The sequence below is a fragment of the Curtobacterium oceanosedimentum genome (genome assembly GCF_020297365.1).
Classification (GTDB): domain Bacteria; phylum Actinomycetota; class Actinomycetes; order Actinomycetales; family Microbacteriaceae; genus Curtobacterium.
In genome coordinates this window covers 84971-98961 of sequence record NZ_JAIXIG010000011.1, presented here as the reverse complement: position 1 = coordinate 98961, position 13991 = coordinate 84971, and the positions used below count along the sequence as shown (strand labels likewise).

At 72.3% G+C, this 13991-nt stretch carries 14 protein-coding genes and 1 pseudogene; 11 read left to right on the top strand and 4 right to left on the bottom strand.

What is annotated here, in order from left to right:
* The 4 genes and pseudogenes from LEL83_RS07135 to LEL83_RS07120 all read left to right on the top strand — a co-directional run.
* Positions 1-493 (top strand): annotated as a pseudogene (locus LEL83_RS07135) (hypothetical protein); the annotation flags it as partial.
* Positions 494-539: 46 nt separating this feature from the next.
* Positions 540-3686 (top strand): GH92 family glycosyl hydrolase, encoded by a 3147-nt coding sequence (locus LEL83_RS07130; RefSeq protein ID WP_225558285.1) that lies wholly within the window; start codon positions 540-542, stop codon positions 3684-3686.
* A 34-nt stretch (positions 3687-3720) separates the two neighbouring features.
* Positions 3721-3957, top strand: coding sequence for a hypothetical protein (locus tag LEL83_RS07125; protein WP_225558284.1), 237 nt, complete (start codon positions 3721-3723; stop codon positions 3955-3957).
* A 59-nt stretch (positions 3958-4016) separates the two neighbouring features.
* Positions 4017-4226 (top strand): hypothetical protein, encoded by a 210-nt coding sequence (locus LEL83_RS07120; protein ID WP_225558283.1) that lies wholly within the window; start codon positions 4017-4019, stop codon positions 4224-4226.
* Between the two features lie 128 nt (positions 4227-4354).
* Here LEL83_RS07120 and LEL83_RS07115 read toward each other — a convergent pair whose 3' ends face one another.
* From LEL83_RS07115 to LEL83_RS07105, 3 genes are read right to left on the bottom strand one after another with little or no spacing between them, the layout of a single operon-like run.
* Complete coding sequence (locus LEL83_RS07115) at positions 4355-5293, bottom strand: aldo/keto reductase (protein ID WP_225558282.1); 939 nt, start codon at positions 5291-5293, stop codon at positions 4355-4357.
* 51 nt (positions 5294-5344) lie between these two features.
* Positions 5345-5965, bottom strand: coding sequence for a CG0192-related protein (locus tag LEL83_RS07110; RefSeq protein WP_225558281.1), 621 nt, complete (start codon positions 5963-5965; stop codon positions 5345-5347).
* Positions 5966-6014: 49 nt separating this feature from the next.
* On the bottom strand, positions 6015-6770 hold the full coding sequence (locus LEL83_RS07105) for an SDR family NAD(P)-dependent oxidoreductase (protein WP_225558280.1): 756 nt from the start codon (positions 6768-6770) through the stop codon (positions 6015-6017).
* A gap of 34 nt (positions 6771-6804) precedes the next feature.
* On the opposite strand from LEL83_RS07105, the gene LEL83_RS07100 reads away from it, so the two are divergent.
* Positions 6805-7779, top strand: coding sequence for a putative RNA methyltransferase (locus LEL83_RS07100; protein ID WP_225558279.1), 975 nt, complete (start codon positions 6805-6807; stop codon positions 7777-7779).
* A 19-nt stretch (positions 7780-7798) separates the two neighbouring features.
* Here LEL83_RS07100 and LEL83_RS07095 read toward each other — a convergent pair whose 3' ends face one another.
* The gene (locus LEL83_RS07095) at positions 7799-8218 is read right to left on the bottom strand and encodes a VOC family protein (RefSeq protein WP_225558278.1); all 420 of its coding nucleotides are present in this window, start codon (positions 8216-8218) and stop codon (positions 7799-7801) included.
* A 62-nt stretch (positions 8219-8280) separates the two neighbouring features.
* On the opposite strand from LEL83_RS07095, the gene LEL83_RS07090 reads away from it, so the two are divergent.
* The 6 genes from LEL83_RS07090 to kdpC all read left to right on the top strand — a co-directional run bounded on the left by LEL83_RS07090 (position 8281) and on the right by kdpC (position 13958).
* The gene (locus LEL83_RS07090) at positions 8281-9225 is read left to right on the top strand and encodes a helix-turn-helix transcriptional regulator (protein ID WP_225558277.1); all 945 of its coding nucleotides are present in this window, start codon (positions 8281-8283) and stop codon (positions 9223-9225) included.
* Positions 9226-9354: 129 nt separating this feature from the next.
* The gene (locus LEL83_RS15905) at positions 9355-9480 is read left to right on the top strand and encodes a hypothetical protein (protein WP_263867284.1); all 126 of its coding nucleotides are present in this window, start codon (positions 9355-9357) and stop codon (positions 9478-9480) included.
* Positions 9477-9566 (top strand): potassium-transporting ATPase subunit F, encoded by a 90-nt coding sequence (locus LEL83_RS07085; RefSeq protein ID WP_017887940.1) that lies wholly within the window; start codon positions 9477-9479, stop codon positions 9564-9566. Before LEL83_RS15905 ends, LEL83_RS07085 begins: the two co-directional genes overlap by 4 nt.
* A gap of 8 nt (positions 9567-9574) precedes the next feature.
* Positions 9575-11266: a potassium-transporting ATPase subunit KdpA gene (gene kdpA, locus LEL83_RS07080; protein ID WP_225558276.1), complete on the top strand. Its 1692-nt coding sequence runs from the start codon at positions 9575-9577 to the stop codon at positions 11264-11266.
* On the top strand, positions 11263-13362 hold the full coding sequence (kdpB, locus tag LEL83_RS07075; protein ID WP_198657065.1) for a potassium-transporting ATPase subunit KdpB: 2100 nt from the start codon (positions 11263-11265) through the stop codon (positions 13360-13362). Before kdpA ends, kdpB begins: the two co-directional genes overlap by 4 nt.
* The gene (kdpC, locus tag LEL83_RS07070) at positions 13359-13958 is read left to right on the top strand and encodes a potassium-transporting ATPase subunit KdpC (protein ID WP_225558275.1); all 600 of its coding nucleotides are present in this window, start codon (positions 13359-13361) and stop codon (positions 13956-13958) included. Before kdpB ends, kdpC begins: the two co-directional genes overlap by 4 nt.
* Positions 13959-13991: the final 33 nt, after the last annotated feature.

The window sequence follows — 13991 nt, the reverse complement described above, 5'->3', positions numbered from 1 at the left end:
GGCCCCCGCGGACGAGCCCGAGCGGAAGAAGCGCGGCCCGCTCATCGCGGCGATCATCGTGGTCGTCCTGGTGCTCATCGGCATCGGGGTCGCGGTGTTCGCCCTCGGTGGCGACGACGACAGCACCCCCGCGCCGACGGACACCACCTCGACCGCTCCGACCGAGCAGCAGCCGAGCGAGCAGCCCGACGACGAGCCGAGCGACCAGCAGCAGCCCAGCGAGCCGGCCGAGCAGCAGCCCTCGCAGCCGGAGCAGCAGCCGTCCCAGCCCGCCGAGCAGCCGAGCCAGCCCGCCGAGGAACCGAGCGAGCCGGCGGAGCCCAGCGAGGAAGCCCCGGTCGGTCCGGAGCCGAGCACCCCCGCGTCGAACCCGGTGCAGGCACCGCAGGGCGGGGCGGGTGCGGTCGACCCGGCGTCGGAGTCCGGCCCGGGCCGGTCCGGGAGCGCGCCCGGGCACACCAAGGGGCAGGACGGGATCCCGGACCAGGGCTGACACGCCGGAGGTTTCGTCCAGCGACTGGAACAAATAGGCTCGGACGGTGCGAGAACTGCAACGGAGCGGTGGGCCGACGACGGCCGTCGCGGCGCGGAACGGTGTCGGCTTCGGATCCGCCGAGGGGTGGCTCGTCGAGCGACCAGCGGGTGACGCCACGGCCGAGGCGGTCGTCCCCGGGTTCGCCGGCCGGACCGTCCAGCCCGGCGACGAGCTGTCGTGGGTGTGGTTCCCCGAGCGCACCCTGCCCGACGGTGCGACGGAACCGTCCGAGGCGGACCTGCCGCACTTCTGGGACGCCACCGCGTTCGCACTCGACGTCGTCTTCGCCGACGGCACCCGCCTGAGCGAGCACGCCGGGGCTCGCGACCAGTACGGCGACGCGCCCACCCCGGCGGCGCAGGACGCCGCCCGCAAGCAGTGGGTCGACCAGTGGAACCGGCGGGCGGTGGACCTCTCGCCGTTCGCGGGGCTGGTCGTCGACCGCCTGGAGGCCCGGCTCGGCTCCGATGCGCCGGCTGCGGGCTCCGACGGGCAGCGTCCCGCACTGCGCGGCTGGCTCGACGCCGTCCGCATCGAGCCCGCGCGGCCGACCCCGGCGAGCCCGCTCGACCACGTCCGCACCACGCGCGGCACCCAGGCGTCCTCCCGGTTCTCCCGCGGCAACAACGCCCCACTCGTCGGCATCCCGCACGGCGGGGTCTTCGGCCTGCCCATGACCGACGCCTCGAGCAACCGCTGGCCCTACGCGTACCAGGAGCACGACCGCCTCGACACCGAGGGCCGCCTGCGCCCGGCGATCCAGGCCTTCGCGACGAGCCACATCCCGTCGCCGTGGATGGGGGACCGCGGGGTGTTCCAGGTGATGCCGTCGCCGCTCGACACCCCCGACGTCGACCGGGCGGCCCGTGCGCTCGGGTTCGACCACGACCACGAGCAGGACGGTCCGCACCGGTACCGCGTGGCCCTGGACCACGGCGTGACGGCGGAGATGACCGCGGGGGAGTTCGCGCTGGGCTTCCGCTTCACCGGCACCAGGTCCGTCGTGCTCGACCACCACGGCCGGGTGTCCGACGTCTCGGTGACGGTCGCCGACGGCACGGCCGTGGTCGAGTGCCTGCTCGACGACCGGCCGGGCACGCCACCGCACCACGTGCACGTGCGCATCCCACGGGTCACCGCCGACCACACGAGCGTCGGGGAGCACGAGCTGCGCGGATGGCTCACGGTCGACGGGGACGTCGACGTCCTGCTCGGCATCTCGACGGTGTCGATCGAGGACGCCCGCGCGAACCTCGACGCCGCCGGACCGTTCGACGCCATGTGCGCCCGCGCGGAGCAGCTGTGGACCGAGGAGCTGGCGACGCTGTCGTTCGAGGGGGCGACGCCCGACCAGCTGACCAGCCTGTACTCCGGGCTCTACCGGCTGTTCCTCTACCCGAACCGTGCGGGCGAGACCGCGCTGACCGGCAGCCCGCGGCACCGCTCCCCGTACGGCGACGTGCTGGCCGAGCCGATCCGCGACGAGCCGGGGCCCGAGGTCGTCGACGGTCCGTTCACCACGACGAACGGGTTCTGGGACACGTACCGGACGGCGTGGCCGCTGCTCGGGCTCCTCACCCCGGACACCGCGGGCGAGCTCGCACAGGGCTTCGTCGAGCACCACCACGACGGCGGGTGGACCCCGCGGTGGAGTGCGCCTGGTGCCGAGGACTGCATGACGGGCACCACGAGCGACACCGTCTTCGCCGACCTCGCCGCGAAGGGCGTGCGCGGCTTCGACCTCGCTCAGGCGTACCGGAGCGCGGTGCGGAACGCGACCGTCCCGCCGCGTGACGAGCGCGTCGGACGCAAGGGGAGCCTCCCGGGCGCCTTCCGCGGCCACGTCGACACCGCGACGTCCGAGGGGATGTCCTGGACCCTCGACGCCGCCATCAACGACTGGGGGCTCGCCGTGATGGCCGGTCTGCTCGCGTCGCGGGCGGAGACGCCCGCCGACCTGTCGCGCTACGAGGCCGAGGCCGAGTGGTTCGCCCGACGGTCCCTGCAGTACCGGCACGTGTTCGACCCGGAGCGCGGGTTCTTCATCGGCCGCGACCCCGACGGCTCGTGGCGGGTCGGCACCGAGTTCGACCCGCGCGACTGGGGCGAGGACTACACCGAGACCAACGCGTGGGGCACCGCGTTCACCGCCCCGCACGACGGGGCCGGCATCGTCGACCTGCACGGCGGACCCGAGCGGTTCGACGCGGCCATCGACGCGTTCTTCGCCACCCCCGAGACCGGTGCCGTGGCGCGGTCCGGCTCGTACGGGTTCCCCATCCACGAGATGACCGAGGCCCGCGACGTGCGGATGGGCATGCTCGGCCTGTCGAACCAGCCGGCGCACCACATCCCGTTCTTCCCGATGTTCACCGGGCGGCACGACGACGCGCACCGCATCGTCCGGGAATCGCTCGAGCGCCTGTTCGTCGGCTCGGACCTGGGGCAGGGGTACCCCGGCGACGAGGACAACGGCGAGATGAGCGCCTGGTACGTCTTCGCGACGATCGGCCTGTACCCGCTGGCGCCGTCGACCGGCACCTACGTGCTCGTGCCACCGTCGGTCCGCCGGACGGTGCTGCAGCAGCCCGTGTCGGCAGGGGGAGGCCCGCCCACCGTCATCGAGGTCGCCGACGGTTCCACGGGTGCCTACATCGCGTCGGTGACGGTCGACGGCTCGCCCTGGACCTCGGTCACCATCCCGCACAGCGTGGTCGTCGCCGCGTCGCGGATCGAGTTCACCCTGTCCGACGAACCCCAGGGCTGGGCATCGGACACCCGCCCCGTCTCGGCCTCCGACGTGCACGGGTACCGGGACGCCCCCGTGGACGTCCTGCCCGTCGGGGCCTCGGCGCTGACCGACGACACCGGCCGCACCGTCACGGCGCTCGCCGTGGGGGAGTCCGTGTGCTTCGACGTGTCGTGCCCCGCCGCCTCGCTGTACACCGTGACCGTTGCCTCGCCCGGGTCCTACTCGTGGCAGGTCGCCCTCGACGACGCCGTCACCGCCGTCGACGGTGCGGAGTTCGCCTGGGCCGGCCAGACCCGGGTGTTCCGGATCATCGGCGGCGGGTCGTCGTTCACCATCACCGCCGGCACCGACCTGGCGCTGACGCAGCTCGAGCTCATCGCGGCCGACGGACAACGTTGACCCGGCGTTCACCGAGCGGGAGCATGCTCGGCCCATGTCGATGAGCGCACCGTTCGATCCCGAACAGCAGGGCCGGTCCACCCCCGTGGACGGCAGTGACGAGTCCGAGCTCGAGGTGGAGGAGGACCGCGGCGCCGACGTCGGCCCCGACTCCGCCGACCCGGGCGTCTCGCCCGTGGGGCACGAGGACGAGGACGAGGCCGGCGGCGGCCCGGTGTTCCGGCGCCCCGAAGCCGGCGACCGCCTGCACCCGGAGGACCTCGCCGACTGACCGGTGGTGCCGGGGTGGTTCAGAGGCCCCGTTCACCTGCGACCGGCATGCTCGTCCGCATGTCGATTGCGAACTCGTTCGATCCGTCCGGCGGCCGTGCGATCCCCGAGGACCAGATGAGCGAGAACCGGCTGGAGCTCGACGAGGACCCGGCGATGCTGGGGATCTCGTTCGACGTCGTGGGCGGTGCCTCTGCCGACCCCGCATCGGTGTCCCCGGTGGACGTGCGTGTGCCGGAGCCGAGCCCCGAGGAGCGTCCCGGCGTCTAGCGCGCGGTTCGGGACCGGTTCGCACAACCGGAGTGACCTCGCGCCGCGCGGAAACGCAGTGCCGTCTCACTTTGGTTGTGCGCCGTCCCACGCGGCTCGAGTGACGAGGGCGACCGGGCCGTTCCGGCTCAGGGAACGGTGTGTCCGGCCGCGGTGAAGATCCGGTACCACTCCTCGCGCGACAGTTCGACGTCCGAGCCGGCCGCCGAGTCGCGCACGCGCTGCGGGTTCGTCGTGCCGAGGACGACCTGGAAGTGCGCGGGGTGGCGGGTGATCCACGCGACCGCGATCCCGGTCGGGGTGACGCCGTGGGCTGCTGCGACCTCCTCGAGCACGTCGTTCAGGTCGGCGTACTGCTCGCGGTCGCCCAGGAAGACACCGTCGAAGAAGCCCTTCTGGAACGGCGACCAGGCCTGCAGCGTGATGTCGTTGATCCGTGAGTAGTTGAGGATGTCGTTGTCGCGGTCGACCGACTGGTCGAGGCCGCCCATGTTCGCCGTGAGGCCCTGCGAGATCACGTTGGCGTGCGTGATGCTCAGCTGCACCTGGTTGAACGCGAGCGGCTGCTGCACGGATCGGCGCAGCAGGTCGACCTGGCCGGGCGTGTGGTTCGAGACGCCGAAGTGGTGCACCTTGCCGGCGGCGTGCAGCTCGTCGAAGGCCTTCGCGACCTCTTCCGGCTCGACCAGGGCGTCGGGCCGGTGCAGCAGCAGCACGTCGACGTAGTCGGTGCGCAGGGCCTCGAGCGACTCGTGCACGGACTCGATGATGTGCTCGTACGAGAAGTCGAAGTACGCGCCGTTCGGCGTCGGCCGGATGCCGACCTTGGTCTGCAGCACGATCTCGGCGCGCTCGGCCGGCGACAGCGTGACGGCCGCGCCGAAGCGCTCCTCGCACCCGTGCCACTCGCCGTACACCGCGGCGTGGTCGAACATGGTCACGCCCGCGTCGCGCGAGGCGCCGTACAGCGAGCGGATGTCCTCGTCGCTCATGTCGTTGATCCGCATCAGTCCGACGACGACGTCGGAGGCGGTGAGGTCCGTCTGTGGCAACTCCAGTGTCTTCACGCCCTCGATCCTGCCAGCCCGACCCCGGTGCAGGCAGGCCCTGCCAGTACCTCAGCCGTGGTCGGGCAGCAGGACGGCGAGCACCCCGGAGCGGTCCGTCCACGTCCCGGTCAGCGTCTCGCCCTCGGGCAGGGCCGTGCCGACGACCCGAGCGATGACGATTGTGCCGTGGTCGGTCGTGATCGACGTCGCGGCGTCCGCAGTGGTCGCTCGCACCGAGGTGACGCTGGGGGAGTCGGGTTCGGAGCCGCTACCGCGGGCCCAGGCGTCCTTCGGCCTCTGCCCGGCACCGTTCGCCAGTTCGAGCTCCGCTTCGTGCCCGCCGGTGACGATCGCTCGGCGCAGCACGTCGGCATGGACCGGATCGCCCACCGCGTCGTACACCCACCGTCGCCCGAGCACGGAGTGGTCCATCTCGGTGACCAGGAACGCGTCGGCGCCGGGCAGTGGTGCGTCCCGGTAGGTCAGTGGCGCCTGCAGGACCCGGCCGTCCTCGGTGCGGACGAGCAGCACTTCGACGCCGACCTCGCCTGCGGGGTCGTCGAACCGGAACTGCCCGACGACCTCGAGCGGTGCTCCCGCGACGACGCCGCTCCACGCCTGGTCGGGGAGCCAGGCGGCGAGCGCCTCGGCCTTGGAGGGGCGCAGCGTTGCCTGCTCGATGACTGCCATGTCCCGACCGTACTGCTGCCCAGCACCCCACCGTCCGTGCGTGACGGCCTCAGTGCACGGAGAACCCGCCATCGACCGCGATCGACTGCCCGGTGACGTACGCCGACCCGGGTCCGGCGAGGAACACCGCCGCCGCGGCGAAGTCCGAGGCGAGCCCGTTCCGGCCGACCAGCGTCCGTGCCGCCAGGGCCGACACGGCAGCCGGGTCCGAAGCGAGCCGCTCGTTGAGCGGGGTGCGCACGAAACCGGGGACGAGGACGTTCGAGGTGACCCCCTGCGCGGACCACGCCTCTGCCTGGGACCGGGCCAGTGCCTCCAGGCCGGCCTTGGAGACCCCGTACGCGCCGCTGGCGGCGAAGGGGCGGTGGGCCTGCTGGGAGCTGATGGACACGATCCGGCCGTGGCCGCGCGCGGCCATGCCGGGCGCGAGCCGCTGGCCGAGCACGAAGGGGGCGTCGAGGTTGACGGCCATCGTGGCGTCCCAGGTGGCCTCGTCGAGGTCCGGCATCGGCGGCCGCAGGTTGATCCCGGCGGAGTTCACCAGGACGTCCACGTCTCCGGCGGCGTCGGCGAGTGCGTGTGCGCCGGCACGTGAGGACAGGTCCGCGACGATGCCGTCGGCCGAACCGCCTGCCTGGCGGATACCTGCGACGGCGTCGTCGATGGTGGCGGACGTCCGGGCGGCGACGAGCACGTGGGCACCCGCGTCCGCGAGTGCGGTGGCGATGGCGCGGCCGATGCCGGAGCTGCCTCCCGTCACGAGTGCGGTGCGTCCGTCGAGGCCGAAGAGCTGCTGCAGCGACATCCGGTCAGGCTACCGAGGCCCGTACGCTGGGCCGGTGCGTGACGACCTGCTGCCGATGCTCGCCTGCCCCGTGTGCGCCGCGCCCCTCGGTCGCGTCGACGGCGGACAGGTCGGCTGCTCGAACGGACACCGGTTCGACGAGGCGAAGCAGGGCCACCTGACGCTCCTGCCCGCGAAGCGGCGGGCACTCACCGCGGACACCCCCGAGATGGTCGACGCGCGGCTGCGGTTCCTGGGGCGTGGGCATTACGCGCCCGTCGAGCGGTCGCTCGCCGCGATCGTCGCGGACGTGACCGCGCCGGGCATCGTGCTCGACGTCGGTTCCGGCCCGGGGACGTACCTGGCGCATGCGCTGCGCGCGGCGGACGGGAGGCTCGGGGTGGCGCCGGACGCGCTTGCACCTGTCGGCCGTCAGCTGACTCGACGACTGGGGGTGGCGCCGGACGCGCTTGCACCGGTCGGCCGTCAGCTGACTCGACGACTGGGGGTGGCGCCGGACGCGCTTGCACCTGTCGGCCGTCAGCTGACTCGACGACTGGGGGTGGCGTTGGACCTGTCGCCCGTCGCGATCCGGCGTGCGGCACGCGCCCACGAGCGGGCGGGGGCCGTCGTCGGGGACGTGACCGAGCGCCTCCCGATCGTCGACGGCGCTGCAGCCGTCCTGCTGGACGTCTTCGCACCCCGCAACCAGACCGAGTACGCCCGCGTCCTGCACCCGGACGGTGTGCTCGCCGTGGTGACCCCGCGGACCGGCCACCTGGCGGAGCTCGCCGCGGCGACGATCTCCGTGGACCCGGAGAAGGAGCGGCGGTTGCACGACTCCCTGACGCCGTCGTTCGCGCTGCGGTCCTCGGAGGACCTGACGTGGACGATGGAGTTGTCGGCGGAGGACGTCCACGACGTCGTGCACATGGGGCCGAGCCACCACCACGTCGCGGCCGACGCCGTGTTCGCGCCGGCGACGGTGACGGCCGCGGTCACCGTGTCGACGTGGACGCCGACGCGCTGACCGCGGCCGTCAGGACGGATCAGTCGCCAGCGGGAGCGACGTCCAGCTGCCACACGACACCGAAGCGGTCGCGCAGCTGGCCGGCCAACGGTGCCCAGGCCGAGGGCTCGAGGGGCTGCCGGACCTCGGCGCCGTCCGACAGGGCGGCCCAGTACCGCTCGATCTCGGCGGTGTCGTCGCCGTGCACGAACACGTAGAACGCGTTCGAGCCCTGGTCGTAGGGCTGACCGGGCCAGACGTCGAAGGCCATGACCCGGAAGCCGGCGTCGGTGGACACCTGGCCGAAGACGATGCGGTCGGCCCAGGCCGGGTCGTCCAGGGCGCCCATCTGCCCGTAGGTCGCGGCCGTGACGTCGCCGCCGAAGACCGATGCGTAGAAGTCGAGCGCCGCGCGGGCGTCGCCGTCGAAGTTGAGGTGGGTTGTCGTTTCGATGCTCATGGGACGAGGATGACGGGCAATGCGGTCAGATCATGTCCGCTTCTCGGACGAAGATGGACGACATGGCCGGACCCTCCGCACGCATGCTCGCGCTGCTCTCCCTGCTGCAGGTGCACCGCGACTGGCCGGGCGACGAGCTGGCCGGGCGGCTCGCGGTCAGTCCCCGCACCGTGCGCCGCGACGTCGATCGCCTGCGTGGCCTCGGGTACCGGGTCGAGGCGCTCCGCGGACCGGCCGGGGGCTACCGACTCGAGGCAGGCTCGGACCTGCCGCCGCTGCTCTTCGACGACGACCAGGCGACCGCGATCGCCCTGGCGCTCGCCGTGGCCCCGGCCTCGGGCGCGGACGTCGCCGAGTCTGCTGCCCGCGCGCTCGCGACGGTCCGCCAGGTGATGCCCGCACGGCTGCGAGCCCGGGTCGACGCGGTCCAGGCCGTCACCGGGCCCAGCGGGACGCGCACCGATCCCGACGTCCTCGTCGCGGTGAGCGAGGCCGTCCACCTGCGCGAGGTCCTCCGCTTCGGGTACGGCGAGGACGAGACCCCGCACCGGGTGGAGCCACACGCCGTCGTCGCCCGGAACGGTCGGTGGTACCTGCTCGACCGGGACCTGGACCGTGACGACTGGCGCACGCACCGCATCGACCGGATCACGCCGCGGATGCGCACCCGTGTCCCGTTCACGCCGACGCCGATCCCCGGGGGTGACGCGGCCGCGTTCGTGTCCGCGCGCTTCAAGGGCTCGGCGGTCGACGACGTCTGGCCGTGCACCGGTTCGGTGACCACCACGGTGGACGACGCACAGACCATCGCGCCCTACCTGCCCGAGGACGCCGTGGTCGAGCAGATCGACGGCGACCGCTGCCGCATCACCCTCGGTTCGTGGTCGTGGGACGGGCTCGCTGGCGTGGTCGCGGGGTTGATCGTCCCGGTGCGTGTCGAGGGGCCGGACGAGCTGCGCGGTGCGGTCCTCGAGCTGTCGAGACGTCTCGTGATCGCGGCCGGTTGAGCTGGGGCCGCCGCACGCGTTAGGGCGGCGCATGCGTCCGTCAGGGCGGCGTGAGGGAACCGTTAGGGGCGGCCTGGAGGCCCGGCGCAGGACCCAGCATCGGTTCGGCACCACTCGTGGTGCCGTCCCGTGCCGCCCGGCGCGGGTACCGCAGACCTTCTGGAGTCCTTCGTGTTCGACGTGTTCGTCGTCGCCGGTGTCCTCGCCGTGTTCGGTGTGGTGGCACTGCTCGCCAAGGGGGTGGAACGGCTGTGATCGGCATCACCATCGCGGCCGCCGTCCTCGGCATCGCCGCAGTCGTGTACCTCGTCTGGGCGCTCGTGCGTCCGGAGCGCTTCTAGTGGGCGCCGTGAGCGCGTCGGGCGCCGGGGACGTCTGGGCGGGCATCGCCCAGGTCGCCACGCTCGTCCTGCTGCTCGTCGTCGCGTACCGCCCTCTCGGCGACTGGATGGCCCGCGTGTACACGCCTGTCCGGCACAACCGGGTGGAGCGCGGGGTCTACCGGCTGATCGGGGTCGACCCGGACGCCGAGCAGTCGTGGCCGGTGTACCTGCGGGGCGTCCTGCTCTTCAGCGCCACCGGGCTCCTGCTCGTGTACCTGCTGCAGCGCATCCAGGTCGTCCTGCCCGGCGACCTCGGACTCCCCGCCGTCGGACCGTCGCTTGCGTTCAACACCGCGGCGTCGTTCGTCGCGAACACGAACTGGCAGTCGTACTCGCCCGAGGTCACGGTCGGCTACACCGTGCAGATGGCCGGCCTCGCGGTGCAGAACTTCCTGTCCGCCGCCGTCGGCCTGGCGGTCGCCGTCGCCCTGGTGCGCGGCTTCGCACGCCGCAAGTCGGGCACGCTCGGCAACGTCTGGGTGGACGTCGTCCGCGGTGTCGGCCGGCTGCTGCTGCCCGGTGCGTTCGTCTTCGCGATCGTGCTCGTCGCCGGTGGTGTCGTGCAGTCGTGGGGGAGCGGCACCGACGTCACCACGCTGCTCGGCGGCACGCAGCACATCCCGGACGGCTTCGTCGCCTCGCAGGAGGCGATCAAGGAGCTCGGCACGAACGGTGGCGGCTACTTCAACGCGAACTCGGCGCACCCGTTCGAGAACCCGCAGGCGTGGACGAACCTGGTCGAGGTCTTCCTCATGCTCGTCATCCCGTTCTCGCTGCCGCGCACCTTCGGTCGGCTGGTCGGCGACGACCGGCAGGGGTACGCGATCCTCGCCGTGATGGGCGCGATCTTCCTCGTGTCGCTCTCGGTCATGTCGATCGCGGAACTCGGCGGAGCCGGGGTCGCGACGCAGGTCGCCGGCGCGGCGATGGAGGGCAAGGAGACCCGGTTCGGGATCCTCGGCACGACGCTGTTCGGCACCACGTCGACCGCCACCTCGACCGGTGCGGTGAACGGCATGTTCGACAGCTTCACGCCGATCGGCGGGATGATGGCGATGCTCAACATGATGCTCGGCGAGGTCACTCCGGGCGGTGTCGGATCCGGCCTGTACGGGATGCTCGTACTCGCGGTCATCACGGTGTTCATCGGCGGCCTGCTCGTCGGCCGCACGCCGGAGTACCTCGGCAAGAAGATCCGCGCCAAGGAGATGACCTTCGCGGCGCTGTACATCCTCGTCACCCCGAGCCTGGTGCTCCTGGGCACCGGACTGTCGCTCGTGATCCCGGGCGTCCGCGAACAGGTGCTCGGCACGTCCATCTTCAACCCCGGCAACCACGGCCTGTCCGAGCTGCTCTACGCGTTCACCTCGGGCGCGAACAACAACGGCTCGGCCTTCGGTGGGCTCACCGCGAACACCACGTGGATGAACTCCGCGCTCGGCGTCGTGATGCTGCTCGGTCGCTTCGTCCCGATGGTGTTCGTCCTGGCGCTCGCCGGGTCCCTCGCCGCCCAGGACCGGGTGCCCGAGACCACCGGCACGCTGCCCACCCACCGCCCGCTGTTCATCGGGCTGCTCGGCGGCGTCGCCGTCATCGTCACCGCACTCACCTACTTCCCGGTGCTCGCACTGGGCCCGCTCGCAGAAGGACTGTCATGACCGTGACCACCGAGCCGGAACCGCGCACCGCAGTGGAGCCGGCCACCCGCTCGTCCGCATTCGGACCCCGCCAACTGGTGGCGGGCCTCCCGGGCGCGCTGCGGAAGCTGGACCCGCGACTGATGTGGCGGAACCCCGTCATGTTCATCGTCGAGGTCGGCGCGGCGCTGACGACGGCGGCGGCCGTCGTCGAGCCGTCCGCCTTCACGATCGCCATCGCCGTGTGGCTCTGGCTCACCGTCCTCTTCGCCAACCTGGCGGAGTCGGTGGCCGAGGGCCGGGGCAAGGCGCAGGCCGACACCCTGCGGAAGACCCGCTCGACCACGAGCGCCCGCCGGGTGGTCGGGTACTCGCAGGCCGATGCGGCCGCGACGGCGAACGAGACCGAGGAGGTCGCGTCCGTCGACCTGGCCAAGGGCGACGTGGTCGTCGTGGTCGCGGGCGAGGTGATCCCCGGTGACGGCGACGTCGTGGACGGCATCGCGTCGGTCGACGAGTCGGCCGTCACGGGTGAGTCCGCTCCGGTCATCCGCGAGTCCGGCGGTGACCGCAGCGCCGTCACCGGCGGCACCCGCGTGCTGTCCGACCGGATCGTGGTGCGCATCACGTCGACCCCGGGTGAGACCTTCATCGACCGCATGATCCGCCTGGTCGAGGGTGCGGCACGGCAGAAGACGCCGAACGAGATCGCGCTGAACATCCTGCTGGCATCGTTGTCGATCGTCTTCGTGATCGTCTGCCTGACCATGCAGCCCATCGCGGGGCTCGTCGGCGCGACCGTCAGCGTGCCGGTGCTCATCGCCCTGCTCGTCTGCCTCATCCCGACCACCATCGGGGCCCTGCTCTCGGCGATCGGCATCGCCGGCATGGACCGGCTCGTGCAGCACAACGTGCTCGCGATGTCGGGCCGTGCGGTCGAGGCCGCCGGGGACATCACGACGCTGCTGCTCGACAAGACCGGCACGATCACGTACGGCAACCGCCGGGCGTCGCGCGTCGTGCCCGTCCCGGGCGTGAGCGAGTCCTCGCTGATGGAGGCCGCCGCGCTGTCGAGTGCCGCCGACGGGACGCCCGAGGGTCGCTCGATCGTGTCGCTCGCCGCGGACGCCGGAGTGACGCCGGACCTGCCGGCCGGCGCGGTCGAGGTGCCGTTCACGGCGCAGACCCGCATGTCGGGGCTCGACCTGCCGGACGGCTCGCAGATCCGCAAGGGAGCCGCTGCCGCAGTGCTCGCCTGGGCGGAGACCTCCGAAGCCGGTCTGGTCAGCGCGATCGACGCCAGCGTCGCCGAGATCTCCGACCAGGGCGGGACACCGCTCGTCGTCGGTCGGCGGAACGCGTCGGGCACGGTCGAGCTGCTCGGCGTCGTGCACCTGAAGGACGTCGTCAAGGACGGCATGGCATCCCGCTTCGCGTCGCTGCGCGAGATGGGGATCCGCACGGTGATGATCACCGGCGACAACCCCCGCACCGCCGCGGCCATCGCGAAGGAGGCCGGCGTCGACGACTTCCTGGCCGAGGCGACCCCGGAGGACAAGCTCGCCTACATCAAGCGGGAGCAGGAGGGCGGCAACCTCGTCGCCATGACCGGTGACGGCACCAACGACGCCCCGGCCCTGGCGCAGGCGGACGTCGGCGTCGCGATGAACACGGGCACGACGGCGGCGAAGGAGGCGGGCAACATGGTCGACCTCGACTCCGACCCGACCAAGCTCATCGACGTCGTCCGCATCGGCAAGCAGCTGCTCATCACCCGCGGGGCCCTGACCACCTTCTCCATCGCCAACGACGTCGCGAAGTACTTCGCGATCATCCCGGCGATGTTCCAGGCGGCGTTCCCCGGGCTCGCGGCGCTCAACATCATGGGACTGCACAGTCCGTCGTCGGCGATCCTGTCGGCGGTCATCTTCAACGCGCTCGTCATCGTGGCGCTCATCCCGCTGTCCCTGCGTGGCGTCAAGTACCGCGCCGCCGCAGCGTCGTCGATCCTCGGCCGCAACCTGCTCGTCTACGGGCTGGGCGGCGTGGTCGTCCCCTTCATCGGCATCAAGCTCATCGACCTCGTGGTCGGTCTCATCCCGGGGTTCTCGTCATGACACTTCGTTCCACCGTCCGATCCGCCGGTGTGGCGGTCCGCCTCACCCTGCTCGCCACCGTCGTCCTGGGCGTCGGCTACCCGCTCGCCGTCTGGGGGGTCGGTCAGGGCGTGTTCCACGACCAGGCGAACGGCTCGGTGGTCCGGGACTCCTCCGGCGAGGTCGTCGGCTCGTCGTTGATCGGCCAGTCGTTCGCGGGGGAGCAGGCCGACCGCTGGTTCCAGTCGCGCCCCTCCGCCGCGGGGGACGGGTACGACGCGCAGAGCTCGTCCGGCTCGAACCTCGGGCCGAACAACCCCGACCTGCTCCAGGCCGTGCAGGAGCGTCGTGCCGCCGTCGCGGAGGCCGACGGGGTGCCGGTCGCCGACGTCCCCGCCGACGCGGTGACGGCGTCCGGTTCGGGCCTCGACCCGCACATCAGCCCCGAGTACGCGGCGCAGCAGGTGGCGCGGGTGGCCGCCGCGCGGGGGCTGTCGGAGGCCGACGTCCGCGCGCTCGTCGAGTCGCACACGGCGTCGCGGCAGCTCGGGGTCCTCGGCGAGCCCGTCGTGAACGTGCTCGCCCTGAACCTGGCGCTGGCCGAGGCGTCCTCGTGACCGATCGCGCCCCGCGGGGGTCATCGCGCCCCG

Excerpts from the sequence above, each read along its gene's own strand:
- LEL83_RS07125 (WP_225558284.1), top strand. The coding sequence starts at position 3,721 with ATGTCGATGAGCGCACCGTTCGATCCCGAACAGCAGGGCCGGTCCACC.
- LEL83_RS07120 (WP_225558283.1), top strand. The coding sequence starts at position 4,017 with ATGTCGATTGCGAACTCGTTCGATCCGTCCGGCGGCCGTGCGATCCCC.
- LEL83_RS07110 (WP_225558281.1), bottom strand. The coding sequence starts at position 5,965 with ATGGCAGTCATCGAGCAGGCAACGCTGCGCCCCTCCAAGGCCGAGGCG.
- LEL83_RS07105 (WP_225558280.1), bottom strand. The coding sequence starts at position 6,770 with ATGTCGCTGCAGCAGCTCTTCGGCCTCGACGGACGCACCGCACTCGTG.
- LEL83_RS07095 (WP_225558278.1), bottom strand. The coding sequence starts at position 8,218 with ATGAGCATCGAAACGACAACCCACCTCAACTTCGACGGCGACGCCCGC.
- LEL83_RS07090 (WP_225558277.1), top strand. The coding sequence starts at position 8,281 with ATGGCCGGACCCTCCGCACGCATGCTCGCGCTGCTCTCCCTGCTGCAG.
- kdpB (WP_198657065.1), top strand. The coding sequence starts at position 11,263 with ATGACCGTGACCACCGAGCCGGAACCGCGCACCGCAGTGGAGCCGGCC.
- kdpC (WP_225558275.1), top strand. The coding sequence starts at position 13,359 with ATGACACTTCGTTCCACCGTCCGATCCGCCGGTGTGGCGGTCCGCCTC.